Origin of the sequence: Achromobacter sp. E1, assembly GCF_037039475.1 — a bacterium.
Lineage (GTDB): Bacteria > Pseudomonadota > Gammaproteobacteria > Burkholderiales > Burkholderiaceae_B > Achromobacter > Achromobacter mucicolens.
Map to the genome: position 1 here is coordinate 1,605,316 of NZ_CP146253.1, position 21,931 is coordinate 1,627,246.

Annotated in this window: 21 protein-coding genes and 3 tRNA genes; 12 read left to right on the top strand and 12 right to left on the bottom strand. The window is 65.7% G+C overall.

Translation table 11 applies throughout. The annotated features are described in order from the left end of the window. Positions 1–9: 9 nt before the first annotated feature. The 5 genes from paaE to paaK are packed head-to-tail and all read left to right on the top strand — an operon-like array spanning position 10 to position 5,434. Positions 10–1,098, top strand: coding sequence for a 1,2-phenylacetyl-CoA epoxidase subunit PaaE (paaE, locus tag V6V88_RS07295; protein ID WP_056322336.1), 1,089 nt, complete (start codon positions 10–12; stop codon positions 1,096–1,098). Between the two features lie 47 nt (positions 1,099–1,145). Continuing rightward, positions 1,146–2,810 carry a phenylacetic acid degradation protein PaaN gene (paaN, locus tag V6V88_RS07300; RefSeq protein ID WP_223574741.1) on the top strand — a complete coding sequence of 555 codons (1,665 nt, stop codon included), beginning with the start codon at positions 1,146–1,148 and terminating at the stop codon, positions 2,808–2,810. Between the two features lie 15 nt (positions 2,811–2,825). Next, positions 2,826–3,614 carry a 2-(1,2-epoxy-1,2-dihydrophenyl)acetyl-CoA isomerase PaaG gene (gene paaG / locus V6V88_RS07305; protein ID WP_108696450.1) on the top strand — a complete coding sequence of 263 codons (789 nt, stop codon included), beginning with the start codon at positions 2,826–2,828 and terminating at the stop codon, positions 3,612–3,614. Continuing rightward, the gene (gene paaI, locus V6V88_RS07310) at positions 3,614–4,084 is read left to right on the top strand and encodes a hydroxyphenylacetyl-CoA thioesterase PaaI (protein ID WP_056322752.1); all 471 of its coding nucleotides are present in this window, start codon (positions 3,614–3,616) and stop codon (positions 4,082–4,084) included. The genes paaG and paaI overlap by 1 nt, the downstream gene beginning before the upstream one ends. Positions 4,085–4,120: 36 nt before the next feature. Then, entirely contained in the window at positions 4,121–5,434 is a 1,314-nt protein-coding gene (paaK, locus tag V6V88_RS07315) for a phenylacetate--CoA ligase PaaK (protein ID WP_062838629.1), read from the top strand. Between the two features lie 41 nt (positions 5,435–5,475). Here paaK and V6V88_RS07320 read toward each other — a convergent pair whose 3' ends face one another. The 6 genes from V6V88_RS07320 to radC form a co-directional block, all read right to left on the bottom strand. Next, on the bottom strand, positions 5,476–6,876 hold the full coding sequence (locus V6V88_RS07320) for an MATE family efflux transporter (protein ID WP_155721765.1): 1,401 nt from the start codon (positions 6,874–6,876) through the stop codon (positions 5,476–5,478). After that, positions 6,873–8,603 (bottom strand): glycosyltransferase, encoded by a 1,731-nt coding sequence (locus V6V88_RS07325; RefSeq protein ID WP_223574743.1) that lies wholly within the window; start codon positions 8,601–8,603, stop codon positions 6,873–6,875. Before V6V88_RS07325 ends, V6V88_RS07320 begins: the two co-directional genes overlap by 4 nt. Positions 8,604–8,727: 124 nt before the next feature. Continuing rightward, complete coding sequence (locus V6V88_RS07330) at positions 8,728–8,994, bottom strand: type B 50S ribosomal protein L31 (protein WP_008164119.1); 267 nt, start codon at positions 8,992–8,994, stop codon at positions 8,728–8,730. Between the two features lie 227 nt (positions 8,995–9,221). Next, positions 9,222–10,070: a tryptophan 2,3-dioxygenase gene (kynA, locus tag V6V88_RS07335; RefSeq protein ID WP_062838631.1), complete on the bottom strand. Its 849-nt coding sequence runs from the start codon at positions 10,068–10,070 to the stop codon at positions 9,222–9,224. A gap of 144 nt (positions 10,071–10,214) precedes the next feature. Further along, positions 10,215–10,841, bottom strand: coding sequence for an arylformamidase (gene kynB, locus V6V88_RS07340; protein ID WP_062838632.1), 627 nt, complete (start codon positions 10,839–10,841; stop codon positions 10,215–10,217). A gap of 91 nt (positions 10,842–10,932) precedes the next feature. Then, the gene (radC, locus tag V6V88_RS07345) at positions 10,933–11,610 is read right to left on the bottom strand and encodes a DNA repair protein RadC (RefSeq protein WP_152383795.1); all 678 of its coding nucleotides are present in this window, start codon (positions 11,608–11,610) and stop codon (positions 10,933–10,935) included. A gap of 50 nt (positions 11,611–11,660) precedes the next feature. Between radC and V6V88_RS07350 the strand changes: the two genes are divergently transcribed. The 3 genes from V6V88_RS07350 to maiA are packed head-to-tail and all read left to right on the top strand — an operon-like array spanning position 11,661 to position 13,808. Then, a complete protein-coding gene (locus tag V6V88_RS07350; RefSeq protein WP_081100848.1) occupies positions 11,661–12,137 on the top strand; it encodes a peptidylprolyl isomerase in 477 nt (158 codons plus the stop codon). Beyond that, positions 12,137–13,114, top strand: a complete 978-nt coding sequence (gene ispH / locus V6V88_RS07355; RefSeq protein WP_056322361.1) for a 4-hydroxy-3-methylbut-2-enyl diphosphate reductase — start codon at positions 12,137–12,139, stop codon at positions 13,112–13,114. Before V6V88_RS07350 ends, ispH begins: the two co-directional genes overlap by 1 nt. 49 nt (positions 13,115–13,163) lie before the next feature. Beyond that, positions 13,164–13,808, top strand: coding sequence for a maleylacetoacetate isomerase (gene maiA / locus V6V88_RS07360; RefSeq protein ID WP_062838634.1), 645 nt, complete (start codon positions 13,164–13,166; stop codon positions 13,806–13,808). A 12-nt stretch (positions 13,809–13,820) separates the two neighbouring features. Here maiA and V6V88_RS07365 read toward each other — a convergent pair whose 3' ends face one another. The 4 genes from V6V88_RS07365 to V6V88_RS07380 all read right to left on the bottom strand — a co-directional run bounded on the left by V6V88_RS07365 (position 13,821) and on the right by V6V88_RS07380 (position 17,523). After that, positions 13,821–15,260, bottom strand: a complete 1,440-nt coding sequence (locus V6V88_RS07365; protein WP_056322366.1) for a DegQ family serine endoprotease — start codon at positions 15,258–15,260, stop codon at positions 13,821–13,823. A 63-nt stretch (positions 15,261–15,323) separates the two neighbouring features. After that, complete coding sequence (locus V6V88_RS07370; RefSeq protein ID WP_223574745.1) at positions 15,324–16,652, bottom strand: ATP-binding protein; 1,329 nt, start codon at positions 16,650–16,652, stop codon at positions 15,324–15,326. Continuing rightward, entirely contained in the window at positions 16,649–17,308 is a 660-nt protein-coding gene (locus V6V88_RS07375) for a response regulator (protein ID WP_128827761.1), read from the bottom strand. Before V6V88_RS07375 ends, V6V88_RS07370 begins: the two co-directional genes overlap by 4 nt. Positions 17,309–17,447: 139 nt before the next feature. Next, a tRNA-Thr gene (locus V6V88_RS07380) sits at positions 17,448–17,523 on the bottom strand. A 215-nt stretch (positions 17,524–17,738) separates the two neighbouring features. On the opposite strand from V6V88_RS07380, the gene V6V88_RS07385 reads away from it, so the two are divergent. The 3 genes from V6V88_RS07385 to V6V88_RS07395 all read left to right on the top strand — a co-directional run bounded on the left by V6V88_RS07385 (position 17,739) and on the right by V6V88_RS07395 (position 19,913). After that, positions 17,739–17,814, top strand: a tRNA-Asn gene (locus V6V88_RS07385). Positions 17,815–17,904: 90 nt separating this feature from the next. Further along, positions 17,905–18,906 (top strand): GTP-binding protein, encoded by a 1,002-nt coding sequence (locus V6V88_RS07390; RefSeq protein WP_223574747.1) that lies wholly within the window; start codon positions 17,905–17,907, stop codon positions 18,904–18,906. A gap of 101 nt (positions 18,907–19,007) precedes the next feature. After that, entirely contained in the window at positions 19,008–19,913 is a 906-nt protein-coding gene (locus V6V88_RS07395) for a LysR family transcriptional regulator (RefSeq protein ID WP_155721766.1), read from the top strand. A 224-nt stretch (positions 19,914–20,137) separates the two neighbouring features. Here V6V88_RS07395 and V6V88_RS07400 read toward each other — a convergent pair whose 3' ends face one another. After that, the gene (locus tag V6V88_RS07400; protein WP_155721767.1) at positions 20,138–20,506 is read right to left on the bottom strand and encodes a hypothetical protein; all 369 of its coding nucleotides are present in this window, start codon (positions 20,504–20,506) and stop codon (positions 20,138–20,140) included. 51 nt (positions 20,507–20,557) lie between these two features. Beyond that, positions 20,558–20,634, bottom strand: a tRNA-Met gene (locus V6V88_RS07405). A 63-nt stretch (positions 20,635–20,697) separates the two neighbouring features. Between V6V88_RS07405 and scpB the strand changes: the two genes are divergently transcribed. Then, positions 20,698–21,930, top strand: coding sequence for an SMC-Scp complex subunit ScpB (scpB, locus tag V6V88_RS07410; RefSeq protein WP_338618656.1), 1,233 nt, complete (start codon positions 20,698–20,700; stop codon positions 21,928–21,930). The last annotated feature ends 1 nt before the right edge of the window (position 21,931 follow it).

Consider the following 21,931-nt stretch of genomic DNA (forward strand, 5'->3'; position numbering starts at 1 on the left):
GGTTTCGAGATGAGCCAGAACCAATTCCATGCTTTGAAGGTGGCGTCCGTCGCGCGCAACACGCGCGACGCCGTGGTCGTGACCTTCGACCTGCCCGAGGCGCTGACGGAAGAATTTGCCTTCCAGCCCGGCCAGTACCTGACGCTGCGCACGCAGCTCAACGGCGAAGAACTGCGCCGTTCGTATTCGATCTGTTCGGCGCCGCGCGACAAGCTCCTGCGCGTCGCGATCAAGAAGGTCGACGAGGGCGTGTTCTCAAGCTGGGCCAATCACGAATTGCAGCCTGGCCAGACGCTCGAAGTCATGGCGCCGGCCGGCAACTTCACCGTGGACTTCTCGCCCGAGAACCAGCGCCACTACGTGGCCTTCGCGGTGGGCAGCGGCATCACGCCTGTCTTTTCGCTGGTCAAGACGGCGCTGTCGACCGAACCCAAGAGCAAGTTCACCCTGTTCTTCGGCAACCGCGCGTCGTCCGCGGTGCTGTTCCGCGAGGAAATCGAAGACCTGAAGAATCTGTACATGGACCGCTTTTCGCTGGTCTACGTCATGAGCCGCGAGACGCAGGACATCGAACTCTTCAACGGCCGCCTGGACGGGGACAAGGTCGATCAGCTCATGTCGGCCTGGATGAGCCCGGAGGATATCGATTACGCTTTTGTGTGCGGTCCCCAGACCATGACGGAGAGCGTGGTCGAACGATTGCAGGCGCGCGGCATCCCGAAGTCGAACATCAAGTTCGAACTCTTCGGCGCGCCGAAGGGCCCGCGTGCGCTGCGCACCGGCCAGGACGCCCGCCAGGCGCCCGGCAAGGGACAGTGCGAGGTCACCGTGGTGCAGGACGGGCATAGCCGCATGTTCGTCATCGACAAGAACAAGGACAGCGTGCTGGATTCGGCGCTGGCGCAGGGCATCGAACTGCCATATTCGTGCAAGGGCGGGGTGTGTTCCACCTGCCGCTGCAAGGTGATTGAAGGCGAGGTGGACATGGACGCCAACTTCGCCCTTGAAGACTATGAGGTCGCGCGCGGGTTCATCCTGAGCTGCCAGAGCTTCCCGGTCAGCGACCGGCTGGTCATCGACTTCGACCAGGAAACCTGACCCGGCGCGCGCCAGGCAAGCATTCAAATCTTATTGGAGAGACAAGCGTGTCCCAGAAATTCTTCGAACGCCACCAGCCCCTGCTGGAACAATCCCTGGCAGCCGCCGCGCTGCGCGGCTACTGGAGCCCGTTTGCCGAGTCGCCCAGCCCGCGCAACTATGGCGAGACCGCCAACGACGAGGGCCGCGCCGCCTTTGAAGCCCTTAAGGGCAAGCCTTTTCCGCTGAACCTGCACGACGCCGAGGGCGTCGTGGGCGGCGAAAAATCGCCCTATGGCTTCGACCTGGGCATCACCTATCCGCGCGTACCGGCCGACAAGCTGATCGCCGCTTCCAAGCGCGCCCTCGAAGACTGGCGCCGCGCCGGTCCCCACGCCTGGGTGGGCGTGTCGCTGGAAATCCTGGCGCGCCTGAACAAGCTCAGCTTCCAGATCGCCTACGCGGTCCAGCACACCACCGGTCAGGGCTTCATGATGGCCTTCCAGGCCGGCGGCCCCCACGCGCAGGACCGCGGCTTTGAAGCCGTCACCTACGCCTGGCAGGAGATGTCGCGCATTCCGGGCGTCGCCGTCTGGGAAAAGCCGCAGGGCAAGAACGATCCCATCCGCATGGAAAAGCACTTCACGATCGTGCCGCGCGGCGTCGCGCTGGTGATCGGCTGCTCGACCTTCCCGACGTGGAACGGCTACCCAGGGCTGTTTGCCAGCCTGGCGACGGGCAACACCGTCATCGTCAAGCCGCACCCGGGCGCGATCCTGCCGCTGGCCATCACCGTGAAGGTGGCGCGCGAAGTGCTGCAGGAAGCCGGCTTCGATCCCGATGTCGTGCAGCTTGCCGCCCATGAAGCGGGCGACGACACCGCGCAGAAGCTGGCCCTTGACCCGGCGGTCAAGATCGTCGACTTCACCGGCAGCACCGCCAACGGCGACTGGCTGGAGAACAATGCGCGCCAGGCCCAGGTCTACACCGAGAAGGCCGGCGTGAACCAGGTCATCATCGATTCGACCTCGGACCTGAAGGGCGTGGCCCGCAACCTGGCGTTCTCGCTGGCCCTGTATTCCGGCCAGATGTGCACGGCGCCGCAGAACATCTACGTGCCGCGCGACGGCATCAACACGCCCGAAGGCCGGGTCAGCTTCGACGACGTGGCCGCCGCGTTGGGCGTGGCGCTGGAAAAGGTCGGCGCCGACGCCGCCAAGGCCGTCGAACTGACGGGCGCCATCCAGAACGAAGGCATCGTCGAACGCATCGAGAGAGCGCGCGCCTTGGGTCTGCCCGTCGTGGCCGACAGCAAGACGCTGGTCCATCCGCAGTTCGAGAACGCGCGCGTGCGCACGCCGCTGCTGCTGCGCACCGAGGCCGGCAACCCGGCGCTCACCCAGGAGTGGTTCGGTCCCATCGCGTTTGTCGTGGCCACCGATTCCACGGCACACAGCATCGAGCTGGCGCGTGACAGCGTCATCGAGCACGGCGCGCTGTCCCTGTCCGCATACACCACGGACGAGCGCGTGGCAGAGCAGATCCAGGACGCCGCCGAAGTGTCGGGCGTGTCGCTGTCGTTGAACCTGACCGGCGCGGTGTTCGTCAACCAGACCGCCGCCTTCAGCGACTTCCATGGCACCGGCGCCAACCCGGCGGCCAACGCGGCGCTGTCGGACACGGCGTTCGTCTCCAACCGCTTCCGCGTGGTGCAAACCCGCCGTCACATCTAAGCCGGGCGATCGCACATGACCTACCAGGATATTCAATTCGACCTGTCCGGCGGCATCGCGCGCCTGACGCTTAACCGCCCGGACAAGCTCAACAGCTTCACGGCCAACATGCACGCGGAAGTGGCCGACGCGCTGACCCGCGTCGAAACCGAAGGCGCGCGCGTGCTGGTGCTGACCGGCGCCGGCCGCGGCTTTTGCGCCGGCCAGGACCTGAGCGAGCGCAAGCCCGCGCCCGACGGCACACCGCCTGACCTGGGCGAGACCGTCGACAAGTTCTACGCGCCGCTGGTGCGCAGGCTGAACGCCCTGCCCATGCCCGTCGTGGTGGGCGTGAACGGCGTGGCCGCGGGGGCGGGCGCCAATCTGGCATTTGCCGGCGACATCGTCATCGCCAAGGCGTCGGCCAACTTCATCCAGTCGTTCTGCCGCCTGGGCCTCATTCCGGATACGGGCGGCACGTTCGCGCTGCCCCGTCTGGTGGGCCGCGCCCGCGCCATGGGCCTGGCCATGCTTGGCGACAAGCTGAGCGCCAAGCAGGCAGAGGAGTGGGGCCTGATCTGGCAATGCGTGGCCGACGAGGAATTCGACGCCGCGCTGGAGCGCCTGGCCACGCATTTCGCGGCCGCGCCCACCAAGGGCCTGGCGTTCACCAAGCGGGCGCTGCAGGCCAGCCTGGGCAATGACCTGTCCACGCAGCTGGACCTGGAACGCGACATGATGCGCGAACTGGGCCGCAGCGCCGACTATGCCGAAGGCGTGGCCGCGTTCCTGGGCAAACGCGAACCGCAATTCAAGGGGCAATGATGGGCGTCCACGTTCCCCCCGTTGAAGTGCCGGCCGATCCGCAGGAACTGGCGCAGGCCGTGGGCTCGGTGATGTATGCCGGCGACGCGGCCTCGCAAGGTCTGGACATGAAGATCGAGGAAATGGCGCCGGGCTACGCGCGGCTGACCATGCGGGTGCGGCCCGACATGCTGAATGGCCACAAGACTTGCCACGGCGGCTTCATCTTCGCCCTGGCCGACAGCGCCTTCGCGTTCTCGTGCAATTCCCGCAATGTCAGCACCGTGGCGTCGGGTTGCACGATCGACTATCTGGCGCCGGGATTCGAGGGCGACCTGCTGACCGCCGTGGCCCAGGAGCGTTCGCTCGCTGGCCGCACCGGCGTCTACGACGTCACCGTGACCAACCAGGACGGCCGCAACGTGGCCTTGTTCCGGGGACGTTCGTACCGCATCAAGGGCCAGATCGTCGGGACGCCCACGGACGCCTGACTGCATTACAGAACCAAAGAGAAGAGAGACATCATCATGCCCAACACCATGAGCAAGCCGGGACTGGATCCTATCGAGCATGCCAGCCAGGACGAGCTGCGGGCGCTGCAGCTGGACCGCTTGAAGTGGACCCTCAAGCATGCGTACGAGAACGTGCCGCACTACAAAAAGGCGTTCGATGAAGCCGGCGTGCACCCGGACGACCTGAAGCAGTTGTCCGATATTTCGAAGTTCCCGTTCACCACCAAGAAGGAACTGCGCGAGAACTATCCGTTCGGCATGTTTGCCGTGCCGCGCGAGCGCATCTCGCGCATCCACGCGTCCAGCGGGACGACCGGCAAGCCGACCGTGGTGGGCTACACGCAGGGCGATCTGGACAATTGGGCCAACCTGGTGGCCCGTTCGATCCGCGCGGCGGGCGGCAAGCCCGGCGATACGGTGCACGTGGCCTACGGCTACGGGCTGTTTACGGGCGGCTTGGGCGCGCACTACGGGGCCGAACGCCTGGGATGCACGGTCATTCCGATGTCGGGCGGACAGACTGAAAAGCAGGTCCAGCTGATCAATGATTTCCGTCCGGACATCATCATGGTCACGCCTTCCTATTTCTGCAACATCCTGGAAGAGCAGCGCCGCCAGGGTATCGATCCGCGTCAGAGCTCGCTGCGCATCGGCATTTTCGGCGCCGAACCCTGGACGGGCCAGATGCGCGCCGACATCGAGGCCGAAGCCGGCATCGACGCCGTCGACATCTACGGCCTGTCCGAAGTGATGGGCCCGGGCGTGGCGAGCGAATGCGTCGAGACCAAGGACGGTCCGGTGGTCTGGGAAGATCATTTCTACGCCGAGATCATCAACCCGGATACGGGCGAACCGGTGGCCGACGGCGAACCGGGCGAACTGGTGTTCACGTCGCTGACCAAGGAAGCGATGCCGATCGTGCGCTACCGCACGCGCGACCTGACCCGCCTGTTGCCGCCCACCGCGCGCAGCATGCGCCGCATCGGCAAGATCACCGGCCGCAGCGATGACATGCTGATCGTGCGGGGCGTGAACATGTTCCCCACGCAGGTGGAAGAACTGGTCCTGAAGATCGCGCAGCTTGCGCCGCACTACCAGCTGGTGCTGAGCCGCACCGGCAACATGGACGAGCTGGAGATCCTGACCGAAGTGCGCGCCGAGTTCTCGGGCCTGTCCGACGCTGAACGCGCCAACCTGGGCAAGCAGTTGCAGCACGCGGTCAAGACGCACATTGGCGTCAGCGCGCGCATCCAGGTGTCGGATGCCGGGCATGTGGAACGCACGTTGACCGGCAAGGCGCGCCGGGTGATCGACAAGCGTCCGAAGTAAAAAAAAGCAGCCGCAAGGCTGCTTTTTTCATTGCGCCGTCATTACTGACCCACGGTGCGCAGGATCCGCCGGTACCAGAAGTGCAGCAGGGCGGCCGACAACGCCAGCCCGAACATGGCCATCAGCCACATGCTGCCGGCGCCTTGCGGCGATCCCGGCACCAGCAGGTCTCGCAGGCCGTCGATGCCGCCCTGGCCGGGACCGAAGCCGAACCACCAGCCGCCCACCAGTCCCACGCCGGCCAGCGCGACCGTCTGCAGGATCAGCGGCACGACGGCGATCTTGTAGGCGCGCAGCAGGTACGAGTTGATGCACTGCATCGAATCGAACAGATGGAACAGCGGCAGGACGGCGAGCAACGTGGTCGCCACGGCAGCGACCGCGGCGTCGTCCGTGTAGGCGGCCAGGATGAGCGGGCGGCCGATCAGCAGCACGGCGGCTGTCAGCAGCGCGCCTATCAGGCCCAGCGCCAGGCCGGCCATGCCGGTGCGGTGCGCATGCGCGTAATTGCCTGCGCCGATGGCCTGCGCCGTCAGCGCGGCGGTCGCCACGCCCAACGCCATCGGCATCATGTAGCAGAGCGCGGCCAGGTTCGACATGATCTGATGCCCGCCGGTCACGAAGGTGCCCTCGCGCGCCACCAGCAGCGCCATGAACGTGAACGCCGACACCTCGACCAGGTAAGAGCCTCCCATCGGGACGCCCAAGCGCAGCAGTTCCTTGAGCGCCTTCCAGTCCGGCTTGCCGATGCGCAGCTGGAAACGGCGGTAGTAGCGGTCGTGCGTGATCACCCACAGGCCCAGGCCCAGGCTCATCCAGGACACCACGGCCGTGGCCAGCCCCGCGCCGGCCGCGCCCATCGCGGGCAGGCCCAGCTTGCCGTAGATGAAGATCCAGTTGAACAGCGCCTTGAAGCCGATGATGGACAGGTTGATGGCCATGACGAGCTTGGGCCGCGACACCGCGGTGCCCAGCGCATAGATGGTGCGGAACACCAGCGCGGCGGGCAGGGCCAGGACCAGCGCCTGCAGGTAGGACGCGATGCGGTCGCGCACGCCGGGTGCAACATCGCCCGACATGAAGAGCCACATGTCCGGAAACAGCATCAGCACCGCGCCCACGACCGACAGGCCAAGCGCCAGCCACACGCCCTGGCCCCAGCTTTTGCCGACTTCCAGGTTGTTGCCGGCGCCGAATTGCTGCGCCAGGATCGGGATCAGGGCATGCACGACGCCCATCAGGCCGACGAAGATCGTGATGTAGATGGAAGCGGAAAGCGCCATCGCCGCCAGGTCGTCGGGGCTGGAATGCCCCGTCATGGCGGTGTCCAGCACGCCGAACGAAATGCTGGCCCACTGGCTGATTAGCACGGGCCAGGCCTGCTTGAGGATCCCGCGCAGGGTAGCGCCGAAGGTCATCGGCGCCGTCATGGCAGGGGTCATGGCTTGGCGCCGGTGCGCAGCAGGCGGAAGGTTTCGGAACGGTCGGCGCGGCGGCCGCCTTGCCAGAGGACTTCGGCGCCTTCGCTGTAGGCAGCGGTGCCGTCGCGCAGGCTTTGGTTGGTGGTCTGTTGCAGGACCAGCGTGCAGCGCGTGTCGAACGGGAACGACAGGTTGTTGAAGATGAGGAACGAGGCGCGCTGACCGCTGCCCAGGCTCAGGCCGCGGATGCACTCGCCGGGACGCTTGTGCTGCGCGATGGCCTCGGCCAGCTGGCCCGACACGGTGCGATAGCTGCGCGCATAGTCCACTGCGGGTTGCCACAACAGCACCAGCAGGATCCAGGTCACGGTCAGGCCGCCAGCCGACAGCACCGTGCCGCGCCAGAGCGCCTGCGGGCGCACGCGCAGCCGCCATACGACCAGGACGATCCACCCCAGAGTGAAAAGGACGGCCAGAGCAAAGGCCACCCACGAGATCACGGGCTCATAGCCGGTGGTCTGGCGGGCGATGTTGCGGGAAATCTGCGCCGGCCAATGGAAATGCAGCGCCACCCAACCGAGCCAGGCCGTGGCCACCGTCAGCGAAAAGCACATGACGGCAAACCAGTCCAGCGTGTTCACCACGCCGCGGCGCAGGGTGGGCAGCGAGAACGCGCCCAGCACCGCGCACGGCACGGCCAGCAACACGAATTCGGAGTCGCCGGCCTCGTCCACGAAGAACAGGATTACGGTTGAGCACGCCAGCAGCATCAGGGGCACCCAGATGTGCGGGGCATGGATCCAGGCACGCCAGCGCCAGATGGCCAGCAGCGCCAGCGGCCAGGTCGGCCACAGGTACCACGGCAGGTCGCGCAGCGTGCGGGCTGCGTCGTGCAGGCCCGGGATGGCAAACGACGACAGGTTCCAGGTCTTCCAGTTGCGGATCCAGTATTCGCTGCCCTGGCTGGCCGGAATCCACCAGGCGAGGATCAGGCCGGCGGCCAGCACTGCGGCCCAGAGCAGCCAGCGCTTGCATTTCCAGAGCGGGCTGCGGGGATAGAAGGCCAGCGCCGCGCCGATCATGATGGGCAAAGCGCCGACCCAGCCGCGCGTCAGAAAGCTGGCGGCCAGCGCGATGCCCAGCGTGGTGGAGCCGGTGACGGGGCGGTCCACGGTGCGGGCCAGCGAATAGAACGCCAGCGCCTGGCAGGCCATGATCGCGGGCATGACCGTCGTTTCATGCGTGCGCTGCAGGATGCCGACGGTGGCGAGCAGCAGCAGCAGGGCGGCGTCGGCCAGCATGCGGCCATAGTCGCGGGGTTCGGGTTCGCCGCCGAAGGGCAGCGCCAGCGGTTGGGCCTCGGCGCGGCGGCCAAGCAGATACGTGCCGTACCAGACGCTCGAGGCCGTGATGCCGAACCACAGCAGGTTGGGTAGGCGGCCGGCGGTGATGTCGCCGATGAACGGGCCAAACAGCCAGATGCTGATCGCGCCCACCCACGTGATCAGCGGACCTTCCTCGGCGTGGGCCAGATGCCCCACCTGCGGCAGCAGCCAGGTCAGGCCGCCTTCGCGGATCGCGGTGATCATGGTCGCCAGTCCGACGGCGTCGTCGGTTTTCCACGGGTCGCGCATGAACAGCCCGGCCACGATGTAGGCCAGGGCCAGGCCCAGCAGGATGAGGCGGGGCAGTTTTGCGGTGGCGACCGACGTCAGCCGGGCCGGGGTGGAAATGGAAAGTGGGGACACGGGCGTTAATGTAACCGAGTGGTCGGAATGCGCCACCCCCTGACCGATTGTCCGGCGTCAAGGGGGGAAAAAAAAGCAGCCCGAAGGCTGCCTTTTTGCTGTGACTCCCGTAGGAGCAACAGGATCAGGAAGCGGACTTGACCGTGCCAGCAGTGCGGGCGAAGCGGGCGCGGAACTTTTCCACGCGGCCGGTTTCGACGATGCGGGTCTGGGCGCCAGTGTAGAACGGGTGCGATTCGGAGGTCACGTCGCACTTGAAGAGCGGGTACGTCTTGCCGTCGAGTTCGACGGTTTCGCGCGTCTGGACGGTGGAACGGGTGATGAACTTGTTGCCCGTTTGCAGGTCGGCGAAGACGACTTCGCGGTATTCGGGGTGAATGCCTTCTTTCATGGTGCTTTCCTAGACTCGGTCGAGTCTTTTTCAAGAGTTAGGGTCGCCAGCTACAGCTGCCTGGGTCGCTGCCCGGGTCGGGCTTACCTACCACCCAATGGCGCGACAGGCGCTAGCCACGTATCCAAAAAGTAACCCCGCATTCTAGCACGCGATATTGCCCTCGGCCAGCCGTAAGTGGGCGCCTGGGCCAGCCTGCGGCCCGGGCGCCTTGACGCGAGAGAACGTCAGAGATCCGTGCGCAGCTTCCAGATTTCCGGAAACAGCACGACTTCCAGCATGCGCCGCAGGTAATCCACCCCGGACGTGCCGCCCGTGCCGCGCTTGAAGCCGATGACCCGTTCGACCGTCGTCACGTGGCGAAAGCGCCACAGCCGGAAGGCATCCTCCAGGTCGGTCAGCTTTTCGCCCAGCTGGTACAGCGCCCAGTAGCGGTCCGTGTCGCGGTAGACCGCCAGCCACGCGGCTTCAACCGCCGCAGATGCCTGATAGGGCTGCGTCCAATCGCGCTCCAGGTAGTCCGCGGGAATGTCCAGGCCATTGCGCGCCAGCAGCCGCAGCGCCTCGTCATACAGGGACGGCGCCTCGTAGGCGCTCTGCACCTGGGCCAGCAGGTCGGCGCGGTGCGAGTGCGGCTTGAGCATTGCCGCGTTCTTGTTGCCCAGCAGGAATTCGACCTGGCGGTACTGGTAGCTCTGGAATCCGCTCGACCGCGCCAGGTAGGGACGCAACGCGGAGTATTCGGGCGGCGTCATGGTGGCCAGCACGTCCCAGGCGTGAACGAGCTGCTCCATGATCTTGCTGACGCGCGCCAGCATCTTGAAGGCGGGCTGCAGACGGTCCGCCGCCACGCTGGCGATCGCCGCGCGCAGCTCGTGCAGCATCAGCTTCATCCACAGTTCGCTGGTCTGGTGCTGGATGATGAACAGCATTTCGTTGTGCTCGGGCGACATCGGATGCTGGGCGCCGAGCAGTTCGTCCAGATGCAGGTAATCGCCGTAGGTCATGTCGCGCGCGAAATCGAGCTGCGCTTTTTCCTGGTGGACGATGTCTTCGGGGCGTTCGTTCTGGTTCATGCGCGGCCTCCGGGGCAGGGCGGGGCGGCGCGGCGGGCGGATGCGGGCAGGGCGCGCCAGTGGGGCGCGAAAAGCAATTGCATGGTCGATTCTCCGGGCGGGGCGGCTGCAGTCGCGCAGCCGCTCCCAGGCAGGCAAATCAGCCTACAGTTCGCGCAGGACCGCGCGGACCGGGCTGGCATCGGCCTGGACCAGCGCCAACGGCAAGGCGATCAACTCGTAATCGCCTTCCGGCACGTCGTCGAGCACCAGGTTCTCCAGTACCCGCATGTCATGCCGCAAGATCGTGTGGTGGCTGTCCAGGGTCTTGCTGGAAGCGGGGTCGATGCTGGCGGTGTCCAGACCGATAAGCATGACGCCGCGTTCGGCCAGCCATTCGATCGTCTGGGGCGCGTAGGCGGAGAAGTCGTCCGTCCACCAGTCCTGCGCGGCATGCTTGGCGGTGCGCACCAGCACGCGGGGCGGCAGGTTGTGCGCCGCATGGGCAAGGTGATCGATGGTGATGAGCGCGCCGCAGTCGATCGCGTGGATGACGCGGCAGGGGCCCAGAAAGGGTTCAAGCGAGACGGCGCCTATGGCTGCGGCCCCGTTTTCGTAGTGCAGCGGGGCGTCGGCATGCGCACCGATGTGCGGCGACAGCGTGATTTCGCTGACATTGACCGGACAGCCAGGCGTGAGCGACCACTTCCATTGCTGGCGGTACGGCGTGTCGCCCGGAAACACGGGCGATGCCGTCGAGACGGGCGGGGAAATGTCCCACAGGCGTTTCATGGCAGGCAAGAAGGGTCGCGAGGGCCGAAATTAGGTTAAGCCTAAAACAATATCGGGCGGTAGTCTAACGGAATTCGGGCCCGCGTTGCGGTCAGAGGCAGCCCAGCTCGGCCATCGACAGCGCCGAGCCGCCCGCGACGATCAGGTGGTCGACCAGCCGGACGTCCACCAGCGCCAGGGCTTGCTTCAGGTGCCGGGTGAAGCTCTGGTCAGCGGCGCTGGGCGAGGCCACGCCCGATGGATGATTGTGCGCCACAATGAGGGCCGCCGCGTGGTGGCGCAAGGCTTCGCGCACGACCTCCCGGGGGTAGACCGCCGCCTGCGACAGCGTGCCCCGTGCCAGTTCGCCGGTGGCGATCAGGCGCAGTTGGGCGTCCAGGTAGAGCGCGATGCAGTGCTCGACCTGGCGATGCCCGAGCGCTGCCTTGCAGTATTGCTTCACGCGGGTCGGGTGGTTCATGGCGATGTCCCTGACCAGGTCTTCTTCCAGCGCCCGGCGCGCCAGTTCCAGCAAGGCCGCCAGGGTGCAGGCCTTGGACGAGCCCAGGCCGGCGACGGCCATCAGTTCCTCGGGCGAGGTGCTTAAGAGGCCGCGCAGGCCGCCGAACCGGTCCAGCAGCTGGCGGCATAGATCCACTACATTCAGCCCCGGAATGCCCGTGCGCAGGGCGACGGCAAGCAGCTCTGCGTCCTGGATGGATGCGGCCCCGTGGCGCAGCATGCGCTCTCGGGGACGGTCTTGTTTTGGCAGCCGGACGGACAATTTCATAAGAGGCTCTAAAATCAGGGTTTACTCAAATACCCATACGGTGGCAGATCGTGAGCATCGCCTCTAATGAAGTGAACGTTTTGGTCCGTCCGGATTCCTACCTGACGCTGCACTACCGCATCACGCTGGCGTCCGGCCCGGGCGCGGGCTCCATCTTCACGGATACCTTCGACGGCCGGCCCGGCACGCTGCAAATGGGCAGCGGCCAATGGGCGCCCGGCCTTGAGGCCGCATTGGTCGGCCGCGCCGAAGGCGACAAGTTCAGCGTCACCATCGAGCCCGCCGATGCCTATGGCGACCGCAACCCCGAACTCATCCAGCGCGTCACGCGCGCCATGCTGGCCGAACACGCGGGTCCGGATGCCACCTTCGAACCCGGCGACCTGGTCGAATTCACCGCGCCCAACGGGGGCCGTTACTCGGGCGTCCTGAAGGAAATCAACGACGACTCGGCCCTGTTCGATTTCAACCACCCGCTGGCGGGCATCAGCCTGAAAGTGGACGTCGCGCTGCTGGGAGTGCTTTGATGAGCCAGGCTGTCACCGCCTCCGACGCCGAAGTCCTGCTGGCGCAGCCGCGCGGCTTCTGTGCAGGCGTGGATCGCGCCATCGATATCGTCGAGCGGGCCATCGAACTGCACGGCGCGCCCATCTATGTGCGCCACGAGATCGTTCACAACCGCTATGTCGTCGAAGACCTGCGCGCCAAGGGCGCCATCTTCATCGACGAGCTCGAGGACGCCCCGGCGGGCGCCATCGTGGTGTTTTCGGCGCATGGCGTCTCCAAGGCCGTGCGCGCCGAAGCCGAATCGCGCGGCCTGCAAGTGTTTGACGCCACCTGCCCGCTGGTCACCAAGGTTCACATCGAAGTCGCGCGCATGCGCGCGGCCGGCCGCGAAATCATCATGATCGGCCACAAGGGCCATCCCGAGGTCGAGGGCACCCTGGGGCAGGCGCAGGGCGGCATGTATCTCGTCGAAACCGTCGAAGACGTGGCCGGCCTTGATGTCGCAAACCCTGAAAACCTGGCCTTCGTCACGCAGACCACGCTGTCGGTCGACGACGCGGCCGCCGTGTCGCAGGCGCTCAAGGCGCGCTTTCCCAACATTGCCGAGCCCAAGAAGAGCGACATCTGCTATGCGACGCAGAACCGGCAGGACGCTGTCAAGGTCATGGCGCCCGAATGCGACCTGGTGCTGGTGGTGGGCAGCCCGAACAGTTCGAACTCCAACCGGCTGCGCGAAGTGGCCGAGCGCAAGGGCGTCGCGTCCTATCTGATCGACGGCGCGGATTCCATCGATCCGGCCTGGCTGGCTGGCCGCAAGCGCATTGGCGTGACCGCGGGCGCCTCGGCGCCGGAAGTGCTGGTGCAGCAGGTGATTGCGCGGGTCAAGGAACTGGGCGCCGTCTCGGTGCGCAAGATGCCGGGGCTTGAAGAAAACGTTGCGTTCCCGTTGCCCAAGGGCTTGTCGCGCAAGGCGGCCCAGACCGAATCGCTGGAATGAACAAGCGCCGCCCACGCGGGCGGCGCCACAAGAACACCGAGGAGACTTCATGCAGCTTTACAGCTACTTCCGCAGCTCGGCCGCTTACCGCGTGCGCATCGCGTTGAACCTGAAGGGCTTGCCCTACGAATATGTGCCCGTCCATCTGCTGAAGGACGGCGGCCAGCAGCTGTCGGCCGATTACCGCAAGGTGAATCCGACCGCGCTGGTTCCGGCGCTGGTCGACGGCGATGCGATCATCGGCCAATCGCTGGCCATCATCGAATACCTGGAAGAAACCCATCCCCAGACGCCGCTGCTGCCGGCCGACGCAATCGGCCGCGCCCGGGTGCGCGATCTGGCGCTGGGCATTGCCTGCGACACGCATCCGTTGAACAACCTGCGCGTGCTGAAGTACCTGAAGCACACGCTGGGCGTGGACGAAGCGGCCAAGACCGCCTGGTACAAGCACTGGGTGCATCAGGGGCTCGAAGCCCTGGAAGCCCAGTTGGCCGGCTCAAGCGCCACGGGCCAGTTTTGCCACGGCGACACGCCCACCATTGCGGACCTGTGCCTGGTGCCGCAAGTGGCAAATGCGCAGCGCTTCGAGTGTGACCTGTCGGCCATGCCCAATGTGCTGCGCATCGATGCGGCGTGCCGGGCCTTGCCGGCTTTCGAAAAGGCCGCGCCGGGCAACCAGCCCGACGCGGAGTGACACAGCGGCCGGTCAGCCGATCTGCACCGGCACGAAGATCTTGTCTTCGCCCCGCTGCACCAGCAAGGCCACGGTCTTGCCCGCCTTGGACAACTCGGCCTTCACCTGGCCGACGTTGTGCACCGGCACACCATTGAGCGACAGCAGCACGTCGCCGGGCTGAATGCCAGCCTTGGCGGCGGGGCCGGCCGAACGTTCGATCAGCAAGCCTTCCGCACCGGCCTCCTGTTGCTCCTGCGGGCTCAGGGGGCGCAGCGCCAGCCCAAGCTGGCCGCGCTGCACTTCCTGGCCGTCGGCCGACGCCTGCGTCTTGTCCTTGGGCACGCCACCCAGCGTCGCGACCATTTCCTTCTGCCCGCCATTGCGCCACACGTCCAGCTTGATCTTCTCGCCGGGGGCGGCCATGGTGATCGTGGAAGCCAGGTCGCCCGACGACACGATGGTCTTGCCGTCGATCTTGCGCACCACGTCGCCCGGCTGCAGGCCGGCCTTATCCGCCGCGCTGCCCTTTTCGACGCTCGACACCAGCGCGCCCGACGGCGAGTCCAGCTTGAACGAGTCGGCCAGGTCCTGGTTCACTTCCTGGACCGTCACGCCCAGGCGCGCATGCTGCACCTTGCCGTGCTCGAGAATCTGGTCCTTGATCTTGTAAGCCAGGTCGATGGGGATCGAAAACGACAGACCCTGGAAGCCGCCGGTGCGGCTGTAGATCTGCGAGTTGATGCCCACGACTTCGCCGCGGTCGTTGAACAGCGGGCCACCCGAGTTGCCGGGATTCACGGCCACGTCGGTCTGGATGAACGGTACCGACGTGTCGTCCGGCAGCGAGCGGCCCTTGGCGCTGACGATGCCGGCGGTGGCGGTGTTCTCCAGGCCATAGGGCGAGCCGATGGCCAGCACCCATTCGCCCACCTGCAGCTTGTTGACGTCGCCCACCTTGACCACCGGCAGGTTCTTCGCCTCGATCTTGATGACGGCGACGTCGGTCTGCGGATCGGCGCCCAGGACCTTGGCCTTGTACTCGCGGCGGTCGGTCATCTTCACGGTCACTTCCTTGGCGTCCTGGACCACGTGCGCGTTGGTCAGGATGATGCCGTCCGAACTGACGATGAAGCCCGAGCCTTCGCCGCGCATCGGCACTTCACGGGCCGGCGCGCGGCCGCGAGAGCCCGGAATCTGGCCAAAGAACTGGGCGAACGGGTCGTCGCTCTCGGCGGCGGACACCTTGCGTGTGCCGCTCACGCTGATGTTGACGACGGCCGGACCGGATTCGCGCGTGATCTGCGCGAAATTGGGCGGCACGGACGCGCTGATCGGCTGCGAAGCCGCAGTGGGGGCGTCGGCAGCCATCGAAACGCTGCCGGTCAAGGCAGTGGCGCCTGCGCCGCCAATGGCGCCGGCGGCCAGCAGCGCCATGATGAGGCGCGAGGGTTTGATTTGCGTGGTCTTCATGTCGGCTCCTGCGATCATGTTGGGGACATGGCGCTATCTTCAGGCCCGACACTTAGGGGAAACTTAAGCAGGAAAATCCACGCGTGCGCGCAGGCCCAGGCCGGCAGGCGGATCTTCCAAAGTGATGGTGGCGCCGTGGCGGTCGGCGATGGTGCGCGCGATGGCCAGCCCCAGCCCGCTGCCATGCGTCGTGTTGCCTTCGGCGCGATAGAAGCGGTCAAACACGCGCTCGCGTTCGTGGACGGGGATGCCCGGTCCCGCGTCGTCGATCAGCAGCGAGACCCGGTCCGGCGTGCGGTCTAGGCGGATGCCGACGCGCCCGCCGGCAGGCGAGTGCTTGATCGCGTTGTCCAGCAGATTGCGCGCAAGCAGCACCAGCGCATCGCGATTGCCGCGCACCTGCGCCTGCGTTTCGCCGTCCAGCGCAATGTCGATGGATTTGGCGTTCGCCTGCGGCAGCGTCTCGGATACGGCCTGGCGCAGCACGTCGGCCAGATCCACAGGCGCAAGCGGCGTCTGCGCCTGCGCGCCTTCCTGGCGCGCCATCGACAGCAATTGCTCGACCAGCCGCGTGGCGCGATCGATGCCCGCGGCCAGACGCTGCTCGGCAACCTGGCGGGCCTCGGGGTCGGTTGCGCGCTGCAGCGCCTGCATCTGCAGGCGCAATGCCGCCAATGGCGAGCGCAGTTCGTGTGCCGCATCGCCCACGAATTGCTTCTGCTGGGCAAAGGCGCCGCGCATGCGTTCGAGCAGCAGGTTCAGTTCCTGCACCAGCGGGCGGATTTCATCGGGCAGCCCCCGCACGCTCACGGGCGACAGGTCTTCGGGCTGGCGCGCGGCCACTTGCGCGCGGGCGCGCTTGACCGGCCGCAGCGACCAGCTCACGACGCACCAGATGATCAGCATCAGCAGCGGCGCGGCCGCGGCGATCGGCGCGACGGTGCGCAGGGCAAGCGCGCTCGCCATGTTCTTGCGCACGCGCATGTCCTGCGCCACCTGGATCACCTGGAAGGGCGTGGCCAGCGAATACACGCGGTAGGTCTCGCCCTCGAGCCTGGCATCCGAAAACCCCAGCACGATCTGGCTGGGCAGGCGCAGACGGGAGCGCGAATTGAAGACACGCAGGCCGTCCGGCGTCCAGATCTGGATGATGAGATCGTCGGCAACCGGCGAGCCCGCCCCGCGCGCATGCGTCGGCCCCGTGCTGAGCAAGCCGTCGCCGGTGCCCAGCGACAGCGCGGTGCGCTGCAGCAGCGAATCGAAGATGTCGTCGGCTTGCGCCAAGGTGCTGCGGTAGGCGATTGCGCCTTGCACCAGCGCGCCGACCGCGATGGCGGCCAGCAGAAAGAAAAGCAGCCTGGCTCTCAGCGAGTAGCTAAGCGGAATGCTCATGTTTTGGGGATGACATAGCCGACGCCTCTGACGTTCTGGATCAGGTTCGGACCCAGTTTCTTGCGCAGGCCATGAATATAAACCTCAACGGCATTGCTGCTGATGCTGTCCTTCCAGCTGTAGAGTTTTTCTTCGAGCTGGGCGCGGGAGAAGATCATGCCGGGCCGGGCGATCAGGGGTTCCAGCACCGCCCATTCGCGGGCGGTCAGCGTGACCGGCGAGCCGTCGACCATGGCGGCATGGGACTGCGGGTCGATGGTGATGCCTTCGTGTTCGAAGATGGGTTCGGCCCGGCCCGCGCTGCGGCGGATCAGTGCCCGCATGCGAGCCAGCAGTTCGTCCACGTCGTAGGGCTTGACGATGTAGTCGTCGGCGCCGGCGTCCAGCCCCGCGATACGGTCGCTGACCGCATCGCGCGCGGTGGCGATGAGCACCGGCGTGCGGTCCTTGCGCGTGCGCATGTCGCGCAGCAAGCTCAGCCCGTCGCGCTTGGGCAGGCCCAGGTCGAGCAGGACAAGGTCGTAAGGGTCGGTGCGCAGCGCCGAGTCCGCCGCGCTGCCGTCCCGGACCCAATCAACGGCGTAGTGTTCCGCGCGCAGGCAGTCCAGCACGCTTTCGCCGATCATCATGTCGTCTTCCACGAGAAGAATGCGCATGGTTTTTTCCGCTGGGGTGGTCCAAGGGGATTGGACGCGCGGCGATCAGCCCGAGTTCCCGGCTGGGGCGGGGCCGGCGGGACGAGGATAGGGGGCGGAAATGAAAAAAGCAGCCCGAGAGGGCTGCTTTTTGGAAATCTGGTGCCGGCAATAGGAGTCGAACCTACGACCTTCGCATTACGAATGCGCTGCTCTACCAACTGAGCTATGCCGGCAAGACCATTTGCTTTTGTTTCTGGACCAAGCCGGAAAGCGCTAAGCAAAACATCTTTTTTCTTTCCCGTTCGCTGCCTTTTTTGGGGCCCGATCTGGAAAGACCGAAATCATATCAGAGTTTTTTCGCGATGGGAAACAAGGAGTGAAAAAAATCTGGAAAAAGATGGCGTTTGCACGCAATGAATTTTTAGTTCATAATTTCGGTCTTGGCAGATCCCCGATAGCTCAGTCGGTAGAGCGACGGACTGTTAATCCGCAGGTCGCTGGTTCGAGCCCAGCTCGGGGAGCCAAAAGAATGTTGGGCCGCTCACGCAAGTGAGCGGCCCTTTTGGTTTTTGCGGCGTGGCGCCGTTGCGCGTCCATCAAAGGGTCGAATCGGCATGAGTGACGACAAGCGCGTGGGCGTGACCGTGGTGTCCGGCTTTCTGGGCAGCGGAAAGACGTCGTTGCTCAATCGCCTGCTGCAAGAGCCCGCCTATGCCGGCGCGGTGGTCATCGTCAACGAATACGGCGATATCGGGGTCGATCATCATCTGGTCCGGCTCGCCCCGGACAATGTCGTGTTGGTCGAGGGCGGCTGCCTGTGCTGCGTCGTAAGCGGCTCGGTGGTCGACACCTTGCGCGATCTGTTCATGTCGGCGCTCGGGCGCAAGATCAAGCCGTTTCGGCACGTCATCATCGAAACCAGTGGCCTCGCGGATCCGGCGCCCATTCTCTTCACGCTCAAGCATGACCGGTTTCTGGCCGAACGCTACGTGTACCGGGGCGCGATCGTGGTGGTGTCGGCGACGCATGGCGCCGGGCAGTTGCAGACGCAGCCCGAGGCGGCCCGGCAGCTGGCGCTCGCCGACACGGTCGTGGTCAGCAAGTCCGACCTGGCCGATCAGGCGCAAGTGCGGAAGGTCGAGCGGGCGGTTGCCGCCATCAATCCCGGCGCAGCGCGGTGCGTGCAGCGCCCGGACGAGCCGCTTGCGCTCATGCTGCGCGAGGCGCCGGATCTTTTTGCGCGGCAGGATGGCGTGATTGCCGCCAATTGGCTTGCGGCCTTTTCCACGTCCCCGGGCGCTCGGCATGCGGGCGTGGGCAGTGTGTCGATCACGTTGCAGGCGCCCGTCGGGCGGGCAGCGTTTCTGGCGGGCATGGCCCGGATCCAGGAGCGCTATGGGCAGGGCTTGCTCAGGATGAAGGGGCTGATCTGCTTCGAGGGTGATTCGATGCCCTGCGAGGTGCATGGCGTTCATGGCGAGTTGTACCCGCTGCAGGCCTTGCGCGCGTGGCCGGACGAATCGCGCGCGTCGCGGCTGGTGCTCATCGTGCGTGGCGTGGCGGAGACGGAAGTGGCCAGGGCCGTGCGCGAGGCCCTAGGTCAGCCCGCGGCCTGATCCTTTCGAAGGACCCCGTTTCATTGATCGATATTCCGTTGCGGATGCGGCGCGGAAATACGGTATAACCGGTACGGTCTGATGCCCGTGCCGAGACGAAGATGGATCGACTGAAAGCCATGCAGGTGTTCGTCGAGGTTGCCGACCGGGGCAGCCTGTCGGCGGCCGCCGTCCATCTGGACATGTCGCGGGCCATGGTGTCTCGCTACCTGGCCGAGATGGAGCAATGGGTCGGCGTGCGGCTTCTGCATCGCACCACGCGGCGCCTGAGCCTGACGCCGGCCGGCGCCGAAACGCTGCCGCGCTGCCGCCAGATGCTGGATATGGTCGGCGACCTGCATAGCGCCGTCGCCACCCCCGAAGACACGCCGCGCGGCCTGCTGCGCATCACCACAAGCATGTCCTTTGGCGCCCGTCATCTGGCGCCGGCGGTCACCGACTACGTCAAGCGGCACCCCGGCACGTCGGTCGACCTGATGCTGGTGGAGCGGGCGGTCAATCTGGTGGAAGAGCGCGTGGATCTCGCCGTGCGGATCACCAACGACCTCGATCCCAACCTGATTGCGCGCAAGCTGGCCGTGTGCCGCTCCGTGGTTTGCGCATCCCCGGAATATCTGGCGCGCGAAGGCGTGCCGGCGCGCATCGAAGATCTGTCATTGCGCAACTGCCTGACGCATTCCTATTTCGGTAAAAGCCTCTGGCGTTTCGAACGCGACGGCGAGCCGGTCGATGTGCCGGTTGGCGGCAACATCAGCGCCAATGAAGTGTCGGTGTTGTCGTCCGCTGCGGTGGAGGGGGCGGGCATCGCCATGTTGCCCACCTATTACGCGGCCGAGTACATTGCGTCCGGCAAGCTGCAGGTCATTCTGCGCGAGTGCAAGCCTCAGGAACTTGGCATTTATGGCGTTTATGTGTCGCGCCGGCAAATGCCGCTGATTTTGCGCTCGATGCTGGATTATCTTGCCGAGCGGCTGGGATCGGCGCCGTGGGACAGGCCGGCAGCCTAGGCTGCCGGGTGCGCCGCAGCTTGAGAGCGCAATATATGGCGGTATAATTTGCCGGCATTTGACCTTAAAAAACCTAAGAATCATTCCGGCCTGGTGGCGGGCCGGCGCAATCCGCAGCACGGCTCGGTTGCGCATGGGGGTGTGCCAGTGGGCGTGTCTGTCTGGCAGCGGCGCTATTGCGTCGCGCGGCTGTGGCCGATGCCTGTTGGTTCTAGTCTTTGCGATCAATAATTTCGCGGATAACGCTTGGTGCCGGTGGTTCCGGCGCGTTCCGCAGCCATTTTGGCGACCGGCGTCGGCATAGCTGGCGCCAGCTTTTCCAGATTTTGCTCAGACCGGATTTTGCTCAGACGTTTGCCGCTGCTGCGTAGCAGCGGCATGCATTCCGCCTTATTGGCGCCGGCGCGGCGGTTTTGCGCGGGGCCGCGCCAAGAGGCCGGGGCGCGGCGGTAAACAGGAACCCAGTGACAATTTCGCAAGCCAACATCGACTGTTGCGCCGCCGTTCATGCGGCGGCCCGGGTGTTTGCGCGCGAAGATGCCTGCTGCCGCGGGTTTATTTGCAATTCGAATGCCGGTTTCTCGGGCATTCAATTCGGCGGCGCAAATGAAAAAGGCCCGGCGAATGCCGAGCCTTCATCAAATTGGTTGCGGGGGCAGGATTTGAACCTACGACCTTCGGGTTATGAGCCCGACGAGCTGCCAGACTGCTCCACCCCGCGTCTGAGAAAAGAATATTAACCTTATTTCAAACCAAGCGCAAGTTAGCCCCTTTTTGAATTTGGATGTCGATGAACGATAGCGAGGCAATACTCGTGCTGGAAACCGCGCTGCTGTGCGCGGTGCAGCCGATGCAGATTTCCGATATGCGCAAGCTGTTCGGGGATGATGAACAATTCGACAACAGTGCCGTGCGCCGGTTGCTGGAGACCTTGCAGGCCAACTGGGCCGACGGCGGGTTGGAGCTTGTGCAGCTTGCCTCCGGCTGGCGTTTCCAGAGCCGCCCCAGCATGCAGCGCTATCTGGAACGTCTAAGCCCGGAAAAGCCGCCTAAATATTCCCGCGCCGTGATGGAAACGCTGGCCATCGTGGCTTGGCGCCAACCCGTGACGCGCGGGGATATCGAAGACATCCGCGGCGTGACGGTGTCGTCGCAGATCGTCAAGGCCCTCGAAGACCGTGGCTGGATCGAGGTGATCGGCCATCGTGACGCGCCGGGACGCCCCGCGCTGTTCGGCACCACGCGTCAGTTCCTGGACGATCTGGGACTGCGCGCGCTGGACGAGCTGCCGCCGCTGGAAACCGCGCACGCGGCCGCCGCACTCGCCGGGCTGGATCTGGGCGAAGTGCAGCAGGTGCTGGGCGAGGGGCCGGAACAGGCCGAAGGCGAGGGCGCCGCGCCAGCGGGCGAGGCGGCCCAGGAAGGCGCCGCGCCCGGCACCGATGGCGCAGAGCCGGGCTCGGATGTTGAGCCGGACCAGGCGGCGCCCGAAGGCGAAAATCTGCCCCTGGCTGGCCTGGACGAACAAAACCGCGAGAACTTCTCCGTTGCGGAATTGTCTGTTTCGGAAGACGAGGCCCCCATAGCGGCCATCGATAGCGTAGAATCCCAGCTTTCGCGCACAGAAGAAGGCGCGGATCCCGCCGACGAATCCACCGTCCGGGAGCAAGCCGAAGGCTTGTCCAATACGCCGCTCTCGTCCGATCTTCCCGACGACAGGGCTGGCAACGACACTTCCGATATGGCCGCCGATGCCTCCGAGGCCGGTGCTGCAAAGGAAAGAGTCGAGAACGCAAAACACGCGGAACCGACTGACCCGACTGACAAGACCGATGCCGAGGCCCCTGGCGACGCCAGGCGTGAGCCCGTTCATGGTCTTGGCGGGGCTGTTCAGCCCGACGCCGATGCCGCCGACGCGGCGCCGGAAGAGGCGGACCCCGAACGGTCCGGGTCTGGACGGAATTCGGCGTCCCCAGATGATGACGAGCCTGCTCCCGGCAGGCCTACCCAAGTTTGAA

What these genes read in the sequence shown, in the direction of transcription:
- scpB (WP_338618656.1), top strand. Translation starts at nt 20,698, where the DNA reads ATGTCGATGAACGATAGCGAGGCAATACTCGTGCTGGAAACCGCGCTG.
- V6V88_RS07320 (WP_155721765.1), bottom strand. Translation starts at nt 6,876, where the DNA reads ATGACCCCTGCCATGACGGCGCCGATGACCTTCGGCGCTACCCTGCGC.
- V6V88_RS07375 (WP_128827761.1), bottom strand. Translation starts at nt 17,308, where the DNA reads ATGCGCATTCTTCTCGTGGAAGACGACATGATGATCGGCGAAAGCGTG.
- V6V88_RS07395 (WP_155721766.1), top strand. Translation starts at nt 19,008, where the DNA reads ATGGATCGACTGAAAGCCATGCAGGTGTTCGTCGAGGTTGCCGACCGG.
- V6V88_RS07390 (WP_223574747.1), top strand. Translation starts at nt 17,905, where the DNA reads ATGAGTGACGACAAGCGCGTGGGCGTGACCGTGGTGTCCGGCTTTCTG.
- V6V88_RS07330 (WP_008164119.1), bottom strand. Translation starts at nt 8,994, where the DNA reads ATGAAAGAAGGCATTCACCCCGAATACCGCGAAGTCGTCTTCGCCGAC.
- V6V88_RS07370 (WP_223574745.1), bottom strand. Translation starts at nt 16,652, where the DNA reads ATGAGCATTCCGCTTAGCTACTCGCTGAGAGCCAGGCTGCTTTTCTTT.
- kynA (WP_062838631.1), bottom strand. Translation starts at nt 10,070, where the DNA reads ATGAACCAGAACGAACGCCCCGAAGACATCGTCCACCAGGAAAAAGCG.
- ispH (WP_056322361.1), top strand. Translation starts at nt 12,137, where the DNA reads ATGAGCCAGGCTGTCACCGCCTCCGACGCCGAAGTCCTGCTGGCGCAG.
- maiA (WP_062838634.1), top strand. Translation starts at nt 13,164, where the DNA reads ATGCAGCTTTACAGCTACTTCCGCAGCTCGGCCGCTTACCGCGTGCGC.
- V6V88_RS07365 (WP_056322366.1), bottom strand. Translation starts at nt 15,260, where the DNA reads ATGAAGACCACGCAAATCAAACCCTCGCGCCTCATCATGGCGCTGCTG.
- radC (WP_152383795.1), bottom strand. Translation starts at nt 11,610, where the DNA reads ATGAAATTGTCCGTCCGGCTGCCAAAACAAGACCGTCCCCGAGAGCGC.
- paaG (WP_108696450.1), top strand. Translation starts at nt 2,826, where the DNA reads ATGACCTACCAGGATATTCAATTCGACCTGTCCGGCGGCATCGCGCGC.
- paaI (WP_056322752.1), top strand. Translation starts at nt 3,614, where the DNA reads ATGGGCGTCCACGTTCCCCCCGTTGAAGTGCCGGCCGATCCGCAGGAA.
- paaE (WP_056322336.1), top strand. Translation starts at nt 10, where the DNA reads ATGAGCCAGAACCAATTCCATGCTTTGAAGGTGGCGTCCGTCGCGCGC.
- paaK (WP_062838629.1), top strand. Translation starts at nt 4,121, where the DNA reads ATGCCCAACACCATGAGCAAGCCGGGACTGGATCCTATCGAGCATGCC.
- kynB (WP_062838632.1), bottom strand. Translation starts at nt 10,841, where the DNA reads ATGAAACGCCTGTGGGACATTTCCCCGCCCGTCTCGACGGCATCGCCC.